Source organism: Ruegeria sp. BHSB056, assembly GCF_059613305.1.
This window is the reverse complement of the sequence record NZ_JBXWSG010000013.1, coordinates 47,067-62,506: the sequence shown is the minus strand read 5'-3', so window position 1 is coordinate 62,506 and position 15,440 is coordinate 47,067. Positions and strand designations below refer to the sequence as shown.

The window sequence follows — 15,440 nt, the reverse complement described above, 5'->3', positions numbered from 1 at the left end:
GTTCATAGGCGGAAATCACACTGGCCGCGATCACGTTGAGCACGATGTTGGCCGACAACCATTGAAGCCGTCGCCGCGCCCTGAGCGGCAAAGGCATCGATCGCAGTTCGTCACCAAAGACACCCTGACGTTTCAGGCTTGCCGATTCCGCGCGCTTCAGCAGCGCCTCATCCACGGCAGAGCGGGAAACGACACCCACAAGATTCCCGTCCGTTTCGACAACCGGCAACCCAAGAAAAGGGTGCTCATCGAAAAGGTCCTCCAGTTCTTCCAGCGGCATTGTGGCCGGAACCGTGATGGGGGGCACCATGATATCAGTGAGTTTGATGCTTCGCCGTGTGGACAGCAGGCTGCGTAAGGACAGCACTCCGACAGGCACGCCATCGGAATTCAAAACGTAGGGGTGCTGGCCACGGTAACGTTCAAGGTCGTACTCTTCATGAGCGAAACGCCGCAGAACCTTTCCGACTGTATCGCCATCGGAAAAGGTAAAGGCTTCGGCCACCATCAGACCGCCGGCGACATCGTCGTCATATTCAACCAGCCGCCGGACATCCGCAGCATCTTCCGGGTCCATCCGGGCAAGGATCGCTTCTGCATCGGCGTCTTCTAGTTCACCGATCACATCCGCCTGAATGTCGGAATCCAGCTCAAGGATGATCTCGGCGGCCTGATCGGATACCAAGCGTTCGACAAGATCGACCGCCAGCGCGTTTGGCGCTTCTTCGACCAGTTCGGCCGCACGTTCCGGTGGCAGCAACGAGAGCGCGGCGCTTCGCTGGTCAACGGGCAAGTTGAGCAATTCCCGCAGTGCTTCGCTTAACGAAAGCGGATCAAGCAGGTCTGCCAGCGCAGCCCCGTCGCGGTTTTCCAACGCCAGCTGAAGCTGCGTCCCTGTTTCCATTGGTAAGGAGTCCGTATCGCTCATCCGCCGACCTATGGGGGTATAGATTCTTGGTCTTGCCCATATAGCAGATAAATTTTGTCTATAGACAAAAAATTTTCTGCTTAATAAGAAGGTGTATGCAGGAAAATGACTGGATATCCGCCGCAGCCGAACATCTGGCCGCCTTGTACGATCAGGAGTTTGGCGGCAAGGCCAGCGGGCGGTATCGCATCCCGGAGAAGCTGGTGCGTCGGATCGCCGGGCGCAGGCGTTTGTATGAAGCAGATATCCGCGCCCTGTCGATCGCACTTTTTGAACTTGGGTACGTGTTAATCGATATGGATAGTTTTTACGTGGTGATGAGCGCGAATTCGTTTGTGAATTACCGGCGCGCCAATGATGACTGCGTGGCTTAGTCGCCATGGCTAAACAAACAGGATACCCCGAAGTCATAGGATGGCGCGAGCGGATCAGCCTGCCCGAGTTCGGGATCGAGCATATTCCAGCAAAGATAGACACAGGCGCCAGAACCGCGGCCCTGCATGCCGTGGACCAGACCGTGTTCGAGGTTGATGGCGAACGATGGGTCGAGTTCATGATCCCGGTCCATAATCGCCGTTCATCGGGTCGGGTGCGCACGCGGGTTGTAGACGAGCGGGAAATCAAGAACACAGGCGGCATTCCGGAACGCCGGTTGATTGTCAGAACACAGCTTTTGCTTGGGCGACATCGCTGGTTGATCGACGTTTCTCTGGCCAACCGTGCGAAGATGGAGTTTGATCTGATCCTTGGCCGTACGGCCATTCGAAGGCGCGGAATCCTAGTCGATCCCGGCCATTCATATCTTCTGGATGCACGAAAAGACCCGAAAAAGATGAAGAGCAAGACAAGATCCAAGGACGCAGAGGGACGACGCTAATGAAATTTGTCATGCTTGCCCGGAACCCAAACCTGTATTCCCACCAGCGTCTGAAAGAGGCTGCTGAACAACGCGGGCACCAGTTGGATATTGTGAACACACTGCGCTGTTACATGAATATCGCGTCGCGTCGACCCGAGGTTTATTACGACGGCAAAAAGCTTGGGCGTTATGACGCGGTGATCCCGCGGATTGGCGCTTCGGTCACATTCTATGGGCTGGCCGTGTTGCGGCAGTTCGAGATCATGGGTGTCTTTCCGCTCAACGAGTCGGTTGCGATTGGCAGATCCCGCGACAAGTTGCGATCCATGCAGCTGATGGCGCGGGACGGGATCGGATTGCCGGTCACCACCTTCGCGCATGACCCGAAACAGACCGACGAAGTCCTCAAACTGGCCGGGGACGCTCCGCTGGTGGTCAAGCTGCTGGAGGGCACGCAAGGCATCGGCGTGGTGCTTGCGGATTCAAACCGGTCGGCAAAATCCGTGGTCGAGGCGTTTCGCGGCGCCAAGGTCAACATCATGGTACAGGAGTTCATCAAGGAAGCAGGCGGCACGGATATTCGTGCGCTTGTGGTCGGTGGAAGGGTGATCGCGGCAATGCAGCGAAAAGGGGCTGAGGGCGAGTTCAGATCAAACCTGCATCGCGGTGGCAGCGCCAAGCCTATCAAAATCTCGCCCGAGGAACGCTCGACAGCCGTGCGTGCGGCCAAGGCCATGGGTCTTAATGTGTGCGGTGTCGATATGCTGCGCGCCAATCACGGCGCCGTGGTGATGGAAGTAAACTCTTCGCCCGGGCTTGAAGGTGTTGAAAAGGCTACCGGCATTGATGTCGCGGGCAAAATCATCGAGTTTCTCGAAAAGAATGCAGCCAAAGGCAACACGAAGACTCGAGGCCGTGGGTAGAGCTGATGCGCGGTCCCTTTGAAATCGGAGGTTTTCGCGTTCCGCCCGGCACACGAACCACTCTGGATTTGCCGGTTAGCGTACTGTCGGATCATACGCCGGTAAGCATGTCAGTACACGTGGTTCACGGTCGCCGCCCCGGACCGGTCCTGTTTGTCAGTGCCGCCGTTCACGGCGATGAAGTGATCGGCGTGGAAATCGCACGGCGGCTGCTTCGGGCGCCACAGCTTGACAAGCTTGCGGGTACCTTGCTGGTTATCCCGATCGTGAATGCCTTTGGTTTCATGACCCATTCCCGATACCTTCCCGACCGGCGCGACCTGAACCGATCCTTTCCCGGCAGCGAGGGAGGGTCGCTGGCCGGTCGTCTGGCGCATCTTTTCATGACCGAGATCGTCGAGCGGTCGGACCTTGGGATCGATCTTCATTCTGCCGCGATTCACCGCACCAATCTGCCGCAGATCCGCGTCTCGCCGGCTTCGGATGTCACCCTTGAATACGCGGATGCCTTCGGTGCGCCCGTGGTGATGATTTCAAAGCTGCGCGACGGGTCGCTGCGCAAGGCCGCGCAAGAGCGTGGTGTGGATATCCTGCTGTTCGAGGGCGGTGAGGGTCTGCGTTTCGACGAGCTGTCTGCGCGGGCGGGGGTTGCAGGCATCCTTCGTGTGATGAACGCAAAGGGCATGGTTGCTAAGCGTGGTATCGCCGCTGTGCGCGAAAAGCCTGTCCACGTCCGGTCAAGCTCGTGGATGCGCGCGCCCGCCGGTGGCCTGTTGCGGACGTTCAAAGCGACCGGAGAATATGTGGCTTCCGGTGACCTGCTTGGACGCATTTCCGACCCGTTCGGAGAACTCAGGACCGATATCATCTGCGAAACCACGGGTATTATCGTAGGGCGGACAAATCTGCCTGTCGTTCATGAGGGCGACGCGCTGTTTCATATTGCGGAAACGACCGGCTCGGATGTCGAAATGCGGGTCGATACGATTGCCAGCCAGCTTGACGGCGATCCGATGTTCGATGAGGACGAGATCATTTAGACGCCGGAGCCAAAAGAAACGCGGGGCAGTTGCCTGCCCCGCGCCAGCCTACAGGATCGCACGCAATCTATTGCTCGCCAGCGCCTCCCAAGCGGCGAGCGAGATCAGCGCTGATCCCGTGAGCCAAGCATTTGCCGCTGCCACACCGTGACCGGTAAAATGCAGCACCTCGGGCGCGGCGATCAGCAATGCCCCGACCGCCAATACCGGAGCCACCCGTGCGAGAAGGTGGCCCCGGCCGCTAGCGCCTGACATGACCAACACACCAATACCGATCGTCATGAAGGCGAGCGACTCACGGTCAGACGAACCGTGAGCTAGGGTTTTCTGGCTGAACAGTACAAATGGGGACAGCACTAACCAGATACCCATTCCGGCAAGCATCCACCTGTAGGGTGGAGTGGGATTTCTCATGTTCACGGCAACCCTGGCTTATTCGTCACCCTTGGGATCAGGAAGCAACTCGGCCTCGACCGCGGCAACCATTTCTTCGTCATTGAGGAAACCATCGGCATCCGTGTCAATTTCGGCAAAGCTCTCACTGGTAATATCGGGATACTTTGTCTGTAGCTCGGTCAGCGAAGCCAGACCATCACCGTCCGTGTCCAGTCCCACCGGCAAGGCAGCGGCCGGAAGGGCAAGAAATGACGCGAGCAGAGCAACAACAGAAACTCGACTCATTTTGTTCTCCATCAGGGAATGGGCGGTTTACCCATTGAGGGGTTGGTGCAGCGCTTGGGTGTCGGAGGCTTATCTACGGCAGACAGATTGCACCTGTTCCGCAGATCGGGTTGTCCACTATACGATGAAAACTGTTGATTGGCGGTCCGATCCGGTGGGGGCACTTTCGCGCTACGCGGCATGTATCGCACATTCGCATAGCGTTGAATAACGAATTTATATCGCCCATAATATCGAAGATTCAAATAGGTGAACGATGGACATTGAACTCGCCCGAACGTTCCTTGCGGTCGTTGAAACCGGCACTTTTCTTGACGCAGCGGACAAGGTCCATGTTACGCAATCTACCGTCAGTATGCGGATCCGAACGCTAGAACAGCAGCTTGGACAGCCCGTTTTTGAACGTAGCAAGTCCGGTGCGACCCTGACCATTGCCGGGCGGCATTTCCTCAAACATGCGCAGGTTCTGGTGCGAACGTGGACCCAGGCCAAGCTGGATGCCGGTCTGCCTGCTTCGATGGCAGCCGCCTTGGAAATCGGCGCAACACCAAGCCTTTGGGACGGCTATCTGATCAACGCCCTGCCCGAGTTGATGGCGGCACTCCCTGACGTCGCCATCCGGGCGACAGCGGCCTCGTCGGAAACACTCGCGCGCGAAATCGAGGAAGGCAGCCTGGATCTTGCCATCATGTACCGGCCGCGAAACGCGCCGGGCTTGACCGCGCTCCAGCTTTTCGAGGACGAGTTTGTTCTTGTCAGCAGCGGCCCGGAAGCCCTGCCCGCTGATCTGGGCAACGCTTATGTCCTGATAGACTGGGGCCCGGAGTTTCGCGCCGATCATATGCTGAACTTTCCGGAACTTGATGCGCCGCGCCTTCAGCTGGGCATTGGCACCCTCGGCCTGCAATATCTTCGGTCGGTTCCCTCGGCCGGATATTTCCCACGGCGTGTTGTCGAACCGGAACTTCGCAAAGGCTGGCTCAAGTTGATCGAAACGGCACCCAGATTCGCTTATGCCGCCTATGTCGTGTTCGATGAAAGCGAGGAAGAAGGATATCCGGGTCAGGCCGCGCGGCAGCTTTGCCAGACATCAAGTGCACGCGGCCAGACACCGAAGCTTTGACGACACGTATTCACGCCGTTGCCGCGACCAAGCTTTATGCTGCGTCGAACGCAGCCAGCCTCCGCGCATGGTAAGTTTTGACCACCCCCAGTGGGTGACGGCAACAAAAAGGGCCGCCCCAGCGGGACGGCCCTTCGAAAGTTCAGGAGGTCGGGTCGGTTAGATCAATCGACCAGCCGGAGCGAGCGCTCCGCCAAGGGCTGCCCTAACGGGCGATCCCCCCGGTTGTTCCGACACCTCTCTCCAATCTCTTTCTCGACACTGGATCACCTCCTTTTCTATCTGTTGCGGTTGAAAAGAAGCGTGCCACAAGTTGTGCCATTCTCAAAGCGTTTTTTTACACAGGCTGCGCAGTCAGCCGCGCAACGATCACCTTGAACGGAAATAGGGCGATCAGCGCCAGCGAAAGCTTCACCAACCAGTCCGCAAAAGCCAGCGTCACCCAAAGCGGAGCCACCGGGCCGGACAGCATGAAGGGTACCGGCTCCCACGCCCAGTTGATTGCGGCGTCAGCATTGGCACCGAAGAAGGCGACCGAGGCCGAAAAGGCGAGGGTGAAGAAGATCGTGGTATCCAGTGCAGACCCCACCAGCGTCGACACCAGCGGTGCACGCCACCAGCGACCTCCGCGCAGGGAATTGAACACGGTGACATCCGTCAGTTGCGCGATCAGGAAAGCCGTTCCCGAAGCAACGGCGATGCGCAGCGGTACGGCAGCATAGGTGAACCCGTCACCCTGCAACATGATCTGGCTGCCGATCAGCGAACAGATAACACCGGTGACAAATCCAGCAAACACGACCTTACGGGCCGGACCCACGCCATAGACGCGGTTCATGATGTCTGTAACCAGAAAGGCCAGCGGATAGGTGAAAGCACCCCATGTCAGCAGCCCGTCAAGGATCAGGAACTGGACCAGAATGTTCGACGCCACAACAATGGTGGCCATGGCAATAATGCCGGGAATGAAGTTACGTTGCATGTTTTGATGCCCGTTTTGACAAGGTAGCGGCGACTTGGCCAAGGGACCGTCCCAAGGCAAGCCGTGCCTTTAGACCTTTGCCTGCGCCCTGTCAATCGGGCAGCAGGTATTCCACAAGTTCGGTCCGCTGCAACGCCAGAAAGTTGTCATCCGAAATCATTGTGGCGCGCAACCGGCCCTGCCCGTCGCGCCAGACCGACAATCCCTCGAGGTTGTCATGCGCGCCCGTTCCGGTTTCGAACAGGGTTTCCTCGGCGCCTGGTTTCTCGTTCACCACGTCCCATCGCCGCAGTCGTGATCGGAAACCGACCAAGGATACCTTGCGTTCCAAAACGTAAAACCGCCCATCGGGACCGAAATCCGCGGCAACGGGTTTAAAACCGCCGCGCTGTGGCAGAACAAACGGGGTCGACCATGTGTCGCCATTCCAACGGTAAACCGGAATGTCCCCTTTTGCGGTTCGGTTCTTTTCCGGCAAAGTGTAAAGCCAGCCGCGCCCATCAATGGCCAGAGCTTCAAACGAACCATTGTCGGCGAGGTCCCGAAACGCATTCGGGCGTGGTAACACGCGCGCGCTGGAGCCTGGGGCGGCGTAAAACGCGACACGATGCACCCCTTCGAACGAGATGAAAATGCTGCCACCCGGCGTCACCGCGATGCCTTCGGAATCGCCGACGCCGCCTTTCATGACATGCCCATTGCTGGACAGAACCGGCCATTGACCAAGTACGTGAATATCCGCGATCCGGCCTTCGCGCCGCTCAATCCGCGCAGTCACGATCCGCGCCCGGTCGCTAAGCGCAATCATCTGGCGTCCGTCATCCGAGACGTGAAGCGCAGAAAACCCGCCAAACCAACTTGCTGGATAGTGCCACGCGAAACTGTTCAAGTGGGCAGCGGATTTCACATCCAGCGCAGCAGCCACCGGGGCAAGGATCAGCGCAGCACTCAGTTGGATTGCAAAACGGCGGAGCATTGTTGCGGTAAGTCGGCCAGAACGTATTCCCGGCGTTTCTTCGGCGGCGGTGCATTCGGATCGGGTGGCGGCGGGTTCAAAATGTTTTGCACCCATTGCCGGGCCTCGGCGCAGCCATCGCCTTTGGGGGGTGGGTCTTGATTCACGCAACCCTTTGACCCTCTGGGGCAGTTCAGGCGCACGTGGAAATGATAGTGATGCCCCCACCAGGGCCTGATTTTCCGCAGATAGGCTCGATTGCCTTTTTCGTCATCGCACATCTGAACCTTGGCCCCAGGAAACACGAAAATCCGGGCGACGCGTTTGTCTTTTGCCGCTTCGCGCAACAGCGCATGATGCTGCTTGGTCCAGTTTCCGTTGACGTAAGCGCCATTGGAACGACGAAGCGAGATAGACGAGATGTTTTCGCGCGACTTGCGGCTCAGGCGCATGTTTTCGCCCGGCAACATCCAGATATCGATGTCCAGCCCCAACTGATGGCTGCGATGGCCCGAGGTCATCGGCCCGCCGCGTGGTTGGCTGATATCCCCGATATACAGACCATTCCATCCCGGTTGACTGGCTGCAAACCTGCTGAGGTCCTGCACGTAGTCAATCGCCTGCGGATGCCCCCAGTTGCGATTGCGCGACAGGCGCATAGCCTGCCATGTAGGCCCCGTTTCAGGCAGTTGAACTGCCCCCGCAGCACATCCGCGCGAATAACTGCCGAATGCGGCCGGTTTTTGCCGTGAACTTTGTTTCTGCGCCCCGAACAACTGCTTAGCCAGCGGTTCTGCCGTCGCAGTGCCTGCAATAGCAAGCGCCGACAAAATCAACAAAAAACGTTTTAAAATCATCTGCTCTGATCCCCTTCCGGTCTCACCCAGCGCATCAGGAATAGCCCCAGAATAAACAACAGAACGATGGGTGACACCCCCAGACGAGCACTTCCTGTCACCGAGGTGGCGATCCCGATCAGAAGTGGCGCAGCAAAGGCGGTGGCGCGACCCGACAGACCGTAAAGGCCAAAGCTTTCGACGGGGGTTGCCGGGTCCGTATGCCGGACCATCATCGACCGGCTACAGGATTGCAGAATACCGCCCATGCCTCCGATCAGGATACCGCAACCAAAGAAAATCATATCCGGCAAGCCTGACCCTTCGGACATGGCGATACCGAATATCTGGGACCGGTCCATTGAAACGATGGTGATGCAGACAAGGATCAACACCCAGATCGCAACGATGATCACGGGCTTGGGGCCATATTTCTTGTCCAGCTTGCCGCCCACCCAGGAAAATGCCGCTGCGGCCAGAACACTAACAATGCCGAAAACACCGATCTTGATCAGGTCCCATTCCAACACCAGCCGGGCATAGACCCCGCCAAAACTATAAAGCCCGTTCAGCGCATCCCGATAGAACATGGATGAGCCCAGGTAACTGGCCAGACTGGTGCGATGGCGCAGGTTAGACACTGATTTTGCCAACAGTCGCAGCGCCTCGGCAACGCTGCCCTTTTTGTTTGTCGTTTCGTCGTCATGGACCCAAAGGAAGTAGGGCACCATGAACAAGATGAACCACCCGGCAGTAAACGGCCCAACAAAGCGCGTGCCCTGCTGTTGCGACGCATCCAGCCCAAACAAGGGGTCCATTCCGATCAGCGTTTTACCGTTGGCCTGCTCCACAAACAGCGCAAGCATGATCGCCAGCGAGATCAGGCCGCCGAAATAGCCAAAAGCAAAGCCCGAGCCGGAGATTTCGCCCACTTCGCTGTCATCGCCCAGATCGGGCAGTTGGGAATTGATGAAAATCAGGGCATATTCCGCACCGATGAAACCCAGACCGAAGGCAGACAGCATCAACCACATGTTCGAGCCATCGGGCATCGTGTACCAAAGCGCGCCGGAACCTACGGCGTACATCACTGAAAAGGCGAATATCCAGGGGATGCGCCGACCCGACACATCAGCCATCGCCCCCATCAGCGGTGCACCGAAGGCAATAATCAAACCGACTATGGTCATGCAGTTGGCCCAGACCACCTGTGCCTGTGCGTCTGCAGACCCTGCGTCCAGGCCGGATGCCAGATAGTACTCCGCAGCGACGCCCGCGAAATAAGGGCCGAACACGAACGTGACCAAAAGGGTGTGATAGGGCTGACTGGCCCAATCGAAGAACCACCAACCCCAGATACGCCTGCGCTTGGATATTTCTGCCATTTCTGCCCCTGTTTTCTTGTTGCGGTCATAAGACGGGGCTTTGGCGCAATTCGCAAGCGCAGAGTTCAGCCTACTTGCTCTTTGCTAAAAGGGTGCTTAGGTCTCGACCAACTAGAAAACGGAGTGCCCATGCTGTCGCTGATCCAAATCCTGCTGCTGATCCTGGACATTGTCTGGTTCATCATTCTGGCCCATGTGATCATGAGCTGGCTGATCAACTTTCAGGTGCTCAACCTGCACCAACAACTGGTTGCACAAATCTGGTACGGATTAAATCGGATATTAGAGCCTATTTACGGGCCGATCCGCCGCGTTCTACCCAATATGGGTGGGTTGGACTTGACCCCGCTGGTGGTGCTGATCGGCGTCTATGCTTTGCGGATCATCCTTATCAACAACGCGCCCTATTTCTACTGACCACTTGTTCACTGAATCTTAGTATGTGATTGTCCTGTCTTAAGAGCAGATAAACCTTAAAACAGGGCACCCCCGCATATGTTCGACGCCGCACCCTTGCTGCGAGATGTCTTTGGATTCGACGCCTTCCGCCCCGGGCAGGAAGAGATTGTCGACGCCGTGACGGCAGGTGAAAACGTGCTGGCGATCATGCCCACAGGTGGCGGGAAGTCTCTTTGCTTTCAACTCCCTGCACTGCTCCGCGATGGCGTGACGGTCGTTATATCTCCGCTCATTGCCCTGATGCGTGATCAGGTGCGGGGGCTGCAAGAGGCCGGGGTCGAGGCCGGGGCGCTGACATCCGGCAACACGCCCGAGGAAACCGAGGCCGTCTGGGACGCTCTGGAGGACGGGCGGCTAAAGCTGCTTTACATGGCACCCGAACGTCTGGCTGCCGGGTCTGCGCTTGGGATGCTCCGTCGGATCAACGTCAGCCTGATCGCCGTGGACGAAGCCCATTGTGTCAGTCAATGGGGGCATGACTTTCGCCCTGATTACCTGCGGATCGGAGAGTTGCGGCGCGCCCTGAAGGTTCCGCTGGCCGCGTTTACCGCCACGGCGGACGCCGAAACGCAGGATGAGATTGTCGAAAAACTGTTCGATGGCATTGAGCCACGCAAATTTCTGCGCGGATTTGACCGGCCTAACATTCATCTGGCTTTCGCCGCAAAGGACGGACCGCGCAAGCAGATCCTTGATTTCGCAGATGCGCGCAAAGGCCAGTCCGGTATCGTTTACTGCGGCACCAGAAATAAAACCGAGGTGATTGCTCAGGCCCTGCGCGCCGAGGGGCACTCGGCTTGCCACTATCACGGCGGGATGGACCCCGAAGATCGCCGCATTGTCGAAACCCGTTTCGCGCGCGAGGACGGGTTGATCGTGGTCGCAACCGTGGCTTTTGGCATGGGCATCGACAAACCCGATATCCGTTGGGTCGCCCATGCGGACCTGCCGAAATCAATCGAAGCCTATTATCAGGAAATCGGACGCGCCGGACGCGATGGCGGCCCGGCCGAAACGCTGACCCTGTTTGGCCCCGATGACATTCGCCTGCGGCGATCACAGATTGACGAGGGTTTGGCGCCGCCCGAGCGGCGCATGGCCGATCATGCGCGCCTGAACGCCTTGCTGGGTCTGGCCGAGGCATTGGAATGCCGCCGCCAGACATTGTTGGGTTACTTTGGAGAGGCCACAGGACCCTGCGGCAAATGCGATCTGTGCGACAGCCCGCCCGAAGTTTTCGACGGCACAACTCCGGTACGCATGGCCCTGTCCGCGATCATTAGGACCGAGGAGTGGTTCGGGACAGGCCATTTGATCGACATCCTTCTGGGAAACGAGACCGACAAAATCCGCGCCCGCCGCCATGAGGATTTGTCCACATTTGGCATCGGCAAAGATTGGACGCGCCCGCAATGGCAGGCCGTTTTCCGCCAGATGATGGGCCACGATCTGGTGCGCCCCGACCCCGAACGTCACGGCGCATTGCGCATGACCGAGGCGGCCAAACCAATTTTGAAAGGCGAGGCACAAATAAACCTGCGCAAGGATACGCTGCGCAATGCGGTACGTCGGCCTGCGGTCAAGGCTTTGGTATCCGAAGAAGACGCCCCGCTGCTGTCGGCGCTCAAGGCCAAACGCCGTGCCCTGTCCGAAGCTGCACGTGTTCCAGCCTATGTCATCTTTCCGGACCGCACGCTTATCGAGATGGCGGAAAAGCGCCCTGTAACGCTGGACGATATGGCCCGGATCGGCGGTGTTGGGGCCAAAAAGCTGGAACGCTATGGCGACACGTTCCTTGAAGTGATCGCAGGGGCGGTAAAAAGCGTTCATCCGGCGCGGCGAAAGCTGGCTGGCCGCAATCAGGGTGAGATTTACGACCGCTTGATGGAAGTTCAGTCCTTGCTGTCGCGCGGACCGGACGGGATCGACAAGCCCCTGACCTGCTCGGCCTCGCAATTGGCAAAGGTCGCGCAACTGCGCCCCGACGACCCCCGTGGGGTTGCGCAGGTGCTAGGTGATCGGCGTCACGAAAGGTTTGGCGCTGCTTTTCTGGACGTGCTGCGTGAGGCGGGCTAGATACCCCAAAAGCAGGCAAGAAAGAGGGCGGATATGCTGATCGTGATTTCCCCAGCCAAACGGCTGGACTGGGCCGAGCGGAGTGTAGGGGTAACGCAGCCCGACTTTCAGGATGATGCGATCCGGCTGTCCAAAACCGCCCGCAACCTGACACTGGGTGATCTGAAAAAGCTGATGGACCTGAGCGACGATCTGGCACGCCTGAACCGCGACCGGTATCGCGCTTTTTCGGATGCACCCGACGCCAAGGCCACACGCCCGGCTGCGCTTGCTTTTGCTGGCGACACATATCAAGGACTTGAAGCTGCATCGCTGGACGAAGACGAGCTGTCATGGGCGCAAGACCACTTGCGCATCCTTTCCGGCCTTTATGGTGTGTTGCGACCACTCGATGCGATACAGCCCTACCGGCTTGAGATGGCCAGCAAACTGAAAACCCGAAGAGGGAAGAACCTTTATGAATACTGGCGCGATCAGCTGAGTAAGGCACTGAATGCACAAGGTGCCGAGATTAACAGCAACATTCTGGTGAATTGTGCCAGTCAGGAGTATTTTGGTGCGGTGGATTTGAACGCGCTGAACCTGCGCGTCATCACACCGGTCTTCATGGAAGATAAGGGCGGCACCCCAAAGATTGTGAGCTTTTTTGCCAAAAAGGCGCGCGGTGCCATGGCGCGGTATATCATCCAACACCGCCTGACCGACCCTAAGGGGCTGCTGGATTTCGACAGTGGCGGCTATGAATACCGCCCTGATCTGTCGGAAGCGGATAAGCCCGTTTTCGTCAGACCTTATGCGGCCTGAAACCCAGATCACTTGAACTTGCATCCCGATGGCAAACGCCTGAAGTGTCAGCCCGATGAGGTCGGATTCGGGTTTTCGCCCCGCTCACGCCGGATTTTGACACCGGGCATGGTGTCTGCGACCGAGCAGACGCAATCGGGTTGGTGTTGCAGGATCATCTGGTGAATTCGGTTCTTGTGTAGCGGTTTGGTCAGGTAGTGGTCCAAGCCGGCTGACAGAATACCCTGATCATCCCCCGCCATGGCATGAGCCGTCAGGGCAACGATGGGAACGTGACGACCGGTTGCAACCTCAAGCCCGCGAATTTCCGCTGTTGCCTGTTTGCCGTCCATCTTCGGCATTGAAATATCCATGAAGATCAGATCTGGCTCGAACGCCTGATAGATCTCAACCGCTTCAATCCCATTCGAGGCAAAGCGAAGATCGATATTCAGATCCTTGACCATCTTCTTCAGGATCAATTGGTTGGTGCGGTTGTCTTCTGCGGCAAGAATCCTCATGCGTCGGGGGTGCGCAGATTCAGAATCTCGCTTTTTAGAGACTGTTTTACCCACATCCAAAGGGCCCCTTTCCAACGATGAGCCGTCGAGGGCCATCAACCTGCCATACAACTCGGACCGAGGGATGGGTTTCTGCAAGACACCGTCGATCAGGTCACGGGCAGGATGCGCGTGAATCAAACCGGGGCTTGCAGACATCACGACCACCGGAATGTCACCCCACCCGCGATCCCTGAGCGCGACCGCAAGATCCAGGCCATCCATATCCGGCAGATCGTGGTCACAAAGAACCAAATCAATCTGATCATTCATCTGTGACAGCGCCTCGGTCCCCGACGTGCAAACCGTCACCTCAGCCCCCAGTCGCCCAAGCTGTTTGGCAAGAATGGCCCGGTTCACGGCAAGATCTTCGACCAGTAGGACATGTTTCAAACAATCCGCCAGGTTCGGAAGCTCGGGTTGCGGGCCTTCTGCCGTGGGCAGTGTCACGCGAAAACCGAAACAGGATCCCTGATCCGGCTCACTTTCGACCCAGACCGTACCGCCCATCAAGGTGATCAGCCGCTTGGTGATGGCAAGACCAAGCCCGGTGCCTTCAAACTGGCGGTTACGCTCGTCTTCGACCTGATTGAACTCGCCAAATATGTGGTCGATTTTCTTGGCGTCGATGCCAATTCCAGTATCTTCAATGGCAATATGGATGTCGCAGATCTGCGCATCCGGGTTGGGCACCCCGGTCACCCGGACCAGCACATACCCTTGAGAAGTGAACTTGACGGCGTTGCCGACCAGATTGGTCAGAACCTGCCGTATCCGACCAGGATCGCCCACAAAAAGGGTTGGCAAGAACAAGTCGTAATCAACCAGCAATGTCAGCCCCTTATCGCGCACGCTGGGCTGTAGCAGCATCACAACCTCAAGAATGCAGCGTTCAAGATCAAACTGTTCGGGGTGCAGAGCCAGCTTGTCCGCCTCAATCTTGGAATAATCCAGAACGTCGTTGATGATGACCAGCAGCGCCTCACCCGAATTGCGAATCGTATTGACGTATAGCCGCTGCTCTTCGTCCAACGGTGTCTCGTCCAGTAACTCGGACATGCCAACGATGCCGTTCATCGGTGTACGGATTTCATGGCTCATGTTGGCCAGAAAGGCCGACTTGGCCCGGTTTGCTGCTTCGGCCCTCTCGCGCGCCGCCTTAAGCTCGATTTCATGCCGGACCGACGTTGTGATGTTGAGAGCAAGGCTCACCATATCACCACCGCTGCCACGCTGGTCGATCAGACGGATATAGTGACCGTTCCAAAGCTGCATAACGATTGGTGGCGGGTTGGCGCGGCTCCAGCGGGCCAGCATTCTGGCCTGCCAGTCTTCCGCGGATTCATCCCCGATATCGACAATACCTTCTGACGTCAGCAAATTCAGAATACGGGGGTATGATATCCCCGGCACGACTTCGTCCAGACCTTCAAAAACGCTCAGATACGCGGTGTTTGCACCGATCAGCCGGTTGTCACCGTCAAAAAAGGCAAATCCGTCCTGTATTGTCTGAATCGAGTGCCACAAGCGGCGTTCGGCAACCTCGATCTTGGCGTTGGCCACGCAGAGGTCGGATTTGACCTTTTCGTTTTCATCCCGAACGGTTTCAACCTCAGCCTGCGTTTCGCCAATTCGTTTGGTCAATGCCATGGCATGTTGACCCAGTTTGCGATTGGCTGCCGAAAGCTCGGCCTGCTTCAGGGCCAGCATTCGTTCAGCTGCCAAGCGCGCGCGCCGTTCCTGTGCCAATTTATATGCAAGACTCATTTGATTGATTCCAGAACGTTCTGCACCCAGCATCCCGACAGAGGATGAAAAACTGTTTAAGCCGTTGCACAACAGGCGCACGC

The 15,440-nt window shown here is 57.6% G+C and carries 16 protein-coding genes; 8 read left to right on the top strand and 8 right to left on the bottom strand.

What is annotated here, in order from left to right; all coding sequences use genetic code 11:
- The coding region (locus AC2FND_RS05545) for a magnesium transporter MgtE N-terminal domain-containing protein (RefSeq protein ID WP_496768402.1) at positions 1 to 928 on the bottom strand (928 nt) is incomplete at its 3' end.
- Between the two features lie 95 nt (positions 929 to 1,023).
- Here AC2FND_RS05545 and AC2FND_RS05540 point away from each other — a divergent pair.
- Genes AC2FND_RS05540 through AC2FND_RS05525 form a run of 4 tightly spaced genes read left to right on the top strand, consistent with a single transcriptional unit; the run spans position 1,024 to position 3,750 of the window.
- Entirely contained in the window at positions 1,024 to 1,302 is a 279-nt protein-coding gene (locus AC2FND_RS05540; RefSeq protein ID WP_209505174.1) for a hypothetical protein, read from the top strand.
- A gap of 5 nt (positions 1,303 to 1,307) precedes the next feature.
- On the top strand, positions 1,308 to 1,805 hold the full coding sequence (locus AC2FND_RS05535) for an ATP-dependent zinc protease family protein (protein WP_480506560.1): 498 nt from the start codon (positions 1,308 to 1,310) through the stop codon (positions 1,803 to 1,805).
- Positions 1,805 to 2,710: a 30S ribosomal protein S6--L-glutamate ligase gene (rimK, locus tag AC2FND_RS05530; protein WP_209505176.1), complete on the top strand. Its 906-nt coding sequence runs from the start codon at positions 1,805 to 1,807 to the stop codon at positions 2,708 to 2,710. The genes AC2FND_RS05535 and rimK overlap by 1 nt, the downstream gene beginning before the upstream one ends.
- Before the next feature lie 5 nt (positions 2,711 to 2,715).
- Positions 2,716 to 3,750, top strand: a complete 1,035-nt coding sequence (locus AC2FND_RS05525; RefSeq protein ID WP_209505177.1) for a succinylglutamate desuccinylase/aspartoacylase family protein — start codon at positions 2,716 to 2,718, stop codon at positions 3,748 to 3,750.
- 48 nt (positions 3,751 to 3,798) lie between these two features.
- On the opposite strand, the gene AC2FND_RS05520 is transcribed toward AC2FND_RS05525, so the two are convergent.
- Both AC2FND_RS05520 and AC2FND_RS05515 read right to left on the bottom strand, forming a co-directional pair.
- On the bottom strand, positions 3,799 to 4,134 hold the full coding sequence (locus AC2FND_RS05520; RefSeq protein ID WP_496768408.1) for an SPW repeat domain-containing protein: 336 nt from the start codon (positions 4,132 to 4,134) through the stop codon (positions 3,799 to 3,801).
- Positions 4,135 to 4,182: 48 nt separating this feature from the next.
- Positions 4,183 to 4,431, bottom strand: coding sequence for an EF-hand domain-containing protein (locus AC2FND_RS05515; protein ID WP_480898804.1), 249 nt, complete (start codon positions 4,429 to 4,431; stop codon positions 4,183 to 4,185).
- Positions 4,432 to 4,687: 256 nt separating this feature from the next.
- Between AC2FND_RS05515 and AC2FND_RS05510 the strand changes: the two genes are divergently transcribed.
- Positions 4,688 to 5,554: a LysR family transcriptional regulator gene (locus AC2FND_RS05510; RefSeq protein WP_496768401.1), complete on the top strand. Its 867-nt coding sequence runs from the start codon at positions 4,688 to 4,690 to the stop codon at positions 5,552 to 5,554.
- Positions 5,555 to 5,891: 337 nt separating this feature from the next.
- Here AC2FND_RS05510 and AC2FND_RS05505 read toward each other — a convergent pair whose 3' ends face one another.
- The 4 genes from AC2FND_RS05505 to AC2FND_RS05490 all read right to left on the bottom strand — a co-directional run bounded on the left by AC2FND_RS05505 (position 5,892) and on the right by AC2FND_RS05490 (position 9,712).
- Positions 5,892 to 6,536 carry a queuosine precursor transporter gene (locus AC2FND_RS05505; RefSeq protein WP_496768400.1) on the bottom strand — a complete coding sequence of 215 codons (645 nt, stop codon included), beginning with the start codon at positions 6,534 to 6,536 and terminating at the stop codon, positions 5,892 to 5,894.
- A 91-nt stretch (positions 6,537 to 6,627) separates the two neighbouring features.
- The gene (locus AC2FND_RS05500; RefSeq protein ID WP_496768398.1) at positions 6,628 to 7,512 is read right to left on the bottom strand and encodes an esterase-like activity of phytase family protein; all 885 of its coding nucleotides are present in this window, start codon (positions 7,510 to 7,512) and stop codon (positions 6,628 to 6,630) included.
- Entirely contained in the window at positions 7,485 to 8,348 is an 864-nt protein-coding gene (gene mepA, locus AC2FND_RS05495; protein WP_496768397.1) for a penicillin-insensitive murein endopeptidase, read from the bottom strand. Before mepA ends, AC2FND_RS05500 begins: the two co-directional genes overlap by 28 nt.
- Positions 8,345 to 9,712: an MFS transporter gene (locus tag AC2FND_RS05490; protein WP_267365406.1), complete on the bottom strand. Its 1,368-nt coding sequence runs from the start codon at positions 9,710 to 9,712 to the stop codon at positions 8,345 to 8,347. The genes mepA and AC2FND_RS05490 overlap by 4 nt, the downstream gene beginning before the upstream one ends.
- Before the next feature lie 129 nt (positions 9,713 to 9,841).
- On the opposite strand from AC2FND_RS05490, the gene AC2FND_RS05485 reads away from it, so the two are divergent.
- The 3 genes from AC2FND_RS05485 to yaaA all read left to right on the top strand — a co-directional run bounded on the left by AC2FND_RS05485 (position 9,842) and on the right by yaaA (position 13,051).
- On the top strand, positions 9,842 to 10,129 hold the full coding sequence (locus AC2FND_RS05485; protein WP_170382138.1) for a YggT family protein: 288 nt from the start codon (positions 9,842 to 9,844) through the stop codon (positions 10,127 to 10,129).
- A 78-nt stretch (positions 10,130 to 10,207) separates the two neighbouring features.
- The gene (gene recQ / locus AC2FND_RS05480; protein ID WP_496768396.1) at positions 10,208 to 12,247 is read left to right on the top strand and encodes a DNA helicase RecQ; all 2,040 of its coding nucleotides are present in this window, start codon (positions 10,208 to 10,210) and stop codon (positions 12,245 to 12,247) included.
- Positions 12,248 to 12,280: 33 nt separating this feature from the next.
- Positions 12,281 to 13,051 (top strand): peroxide stress protein YaaA, encoded by a 771-nt coding sequence (gene yaaA / locus AC2FND_RS05475; protein WP_496768395.1) that lies wholly within the window; start codon positions 12,281 to 12,283, stop codon positions 13,049 to 13,051.
- Positions 13,052 to 13,098: 47 nt separating this feature from the next.
- Here the strand turns inward: yaaA and AC2FND_RS05470 are convergent, their stop codons facing one another.
- Positions 13,099 to 15,357, bottom strand: coding sequence for a response regulator (locus AC2FND_RS05470; RefSeq protein ID WP_496768394.1), 2,259 nt, complete (start codon positions 15,355 to 15,357; stop codon positions 13,099 to 13,101).
- Positions 15,358 to 15,440: the final 83 nt, after the last annotated feature.

Coding starts and splice junctions, on each gene's coding strand:
- AC2FND_RS05540 (WP_209505174.1), top strand. CDS start 1,024: ATGCAGGAAAATGACTGGATATCCGCCGCAGCCGAACATCTGGCCGCC.
- AC2FND_RS05535 (WP_480506560.1), top strand. CDS start 1,308: ATGGCTAAACAAACAGGATACCCCGAAGTCATAGGATGGCGCGAGCGG.
- rimK (WP_209505176.1), top strand. CDS start 1,805: ATGAAATTTGTCATGCTTGCCCGGAACCCAAACCTGTATTCCCACCAG.
- AC2FND_RS05525 (WP_209505177.1), top strand. CDS start 2,716: ATGCGCGGTCCCTTTGAAATCGGAGGTTTTCGCGTTCCGCCCGGCACA.
- AC2FND_RS05520 (WP_496768408.1), bottom strand. CDS start 4,134: ATGCTTGCCGGAATGGGTATCTGGTTAGTGCTGTCCCCATTTGTACTG.
- AC2FND_RS05515 (WP_480898804.1), bottom strand. CDS start 4,431: ATGAGTCGAGTTTCTGTTGTTGCTCTGCTCGCGTCATTTCTTGCCCTT.
- AC2FND_RS05510 (WP_496768401.1), top strand. CDS start 4,688: ATGGACATTGAACTCGCCCGAACGTTCCTTGCGGTCGTTGAAACCGGC.
- AC2FND_RS05505 (WP_496768400.1), bottom strand. CDS start 6,536: ATGCAACGTAACTTCATTCCCGGCATTATTGCCATGGCCACCATTGTT.
- AC2FND_RS05500 (WP_496768398.1), bottom strand. CDS start 7,512: ATGCTCCGCCGTTTTGCAATCCAACTGAGTGCTGCGCTGATCCTTGCC.
- mepA (WP_496768397.1), bottom strand. CDS start 8,348: ATGATTTTAAAACGTTTTTTGTTGATTTTGTCGGCGCTTGCTATTGCA.
- AC2FND_RS05490 (WP_267365406.1), bottom strand. CDS start 9,712: ATGGCAGAAATATCCAAGCGCAGGCGTATCTGGGGTTGGTGGTTCTTC.
- AC2FND_RS05485 (WP_170382138.1), top strand. CDS start 9,842: ATGCTGTCGCTGATCCAAATCCTGCTGCTGATCCTGGACATTGTCTGG.
- recQ (WP_496768396.1), top strand. CDS start 10,208: ATGTTCGACGCCGCACCCTTGCTGCGAGATGTCTTTGGATTCGACGCC.
- yaaA (WP_496768395.1), top strand. CDS start 12,281: ATGCTGATCGTGATTTCCCCAGCCAAACGGCTGGACTGGGCCGAGCGG.
- AC2FND_RS05470 (WP_496768394.1), bottom strand. CDS start 15,357: ATGAGTCTTGCATATAAATTGGCACAGGAACGGCGCGCGCGCTTGGCA.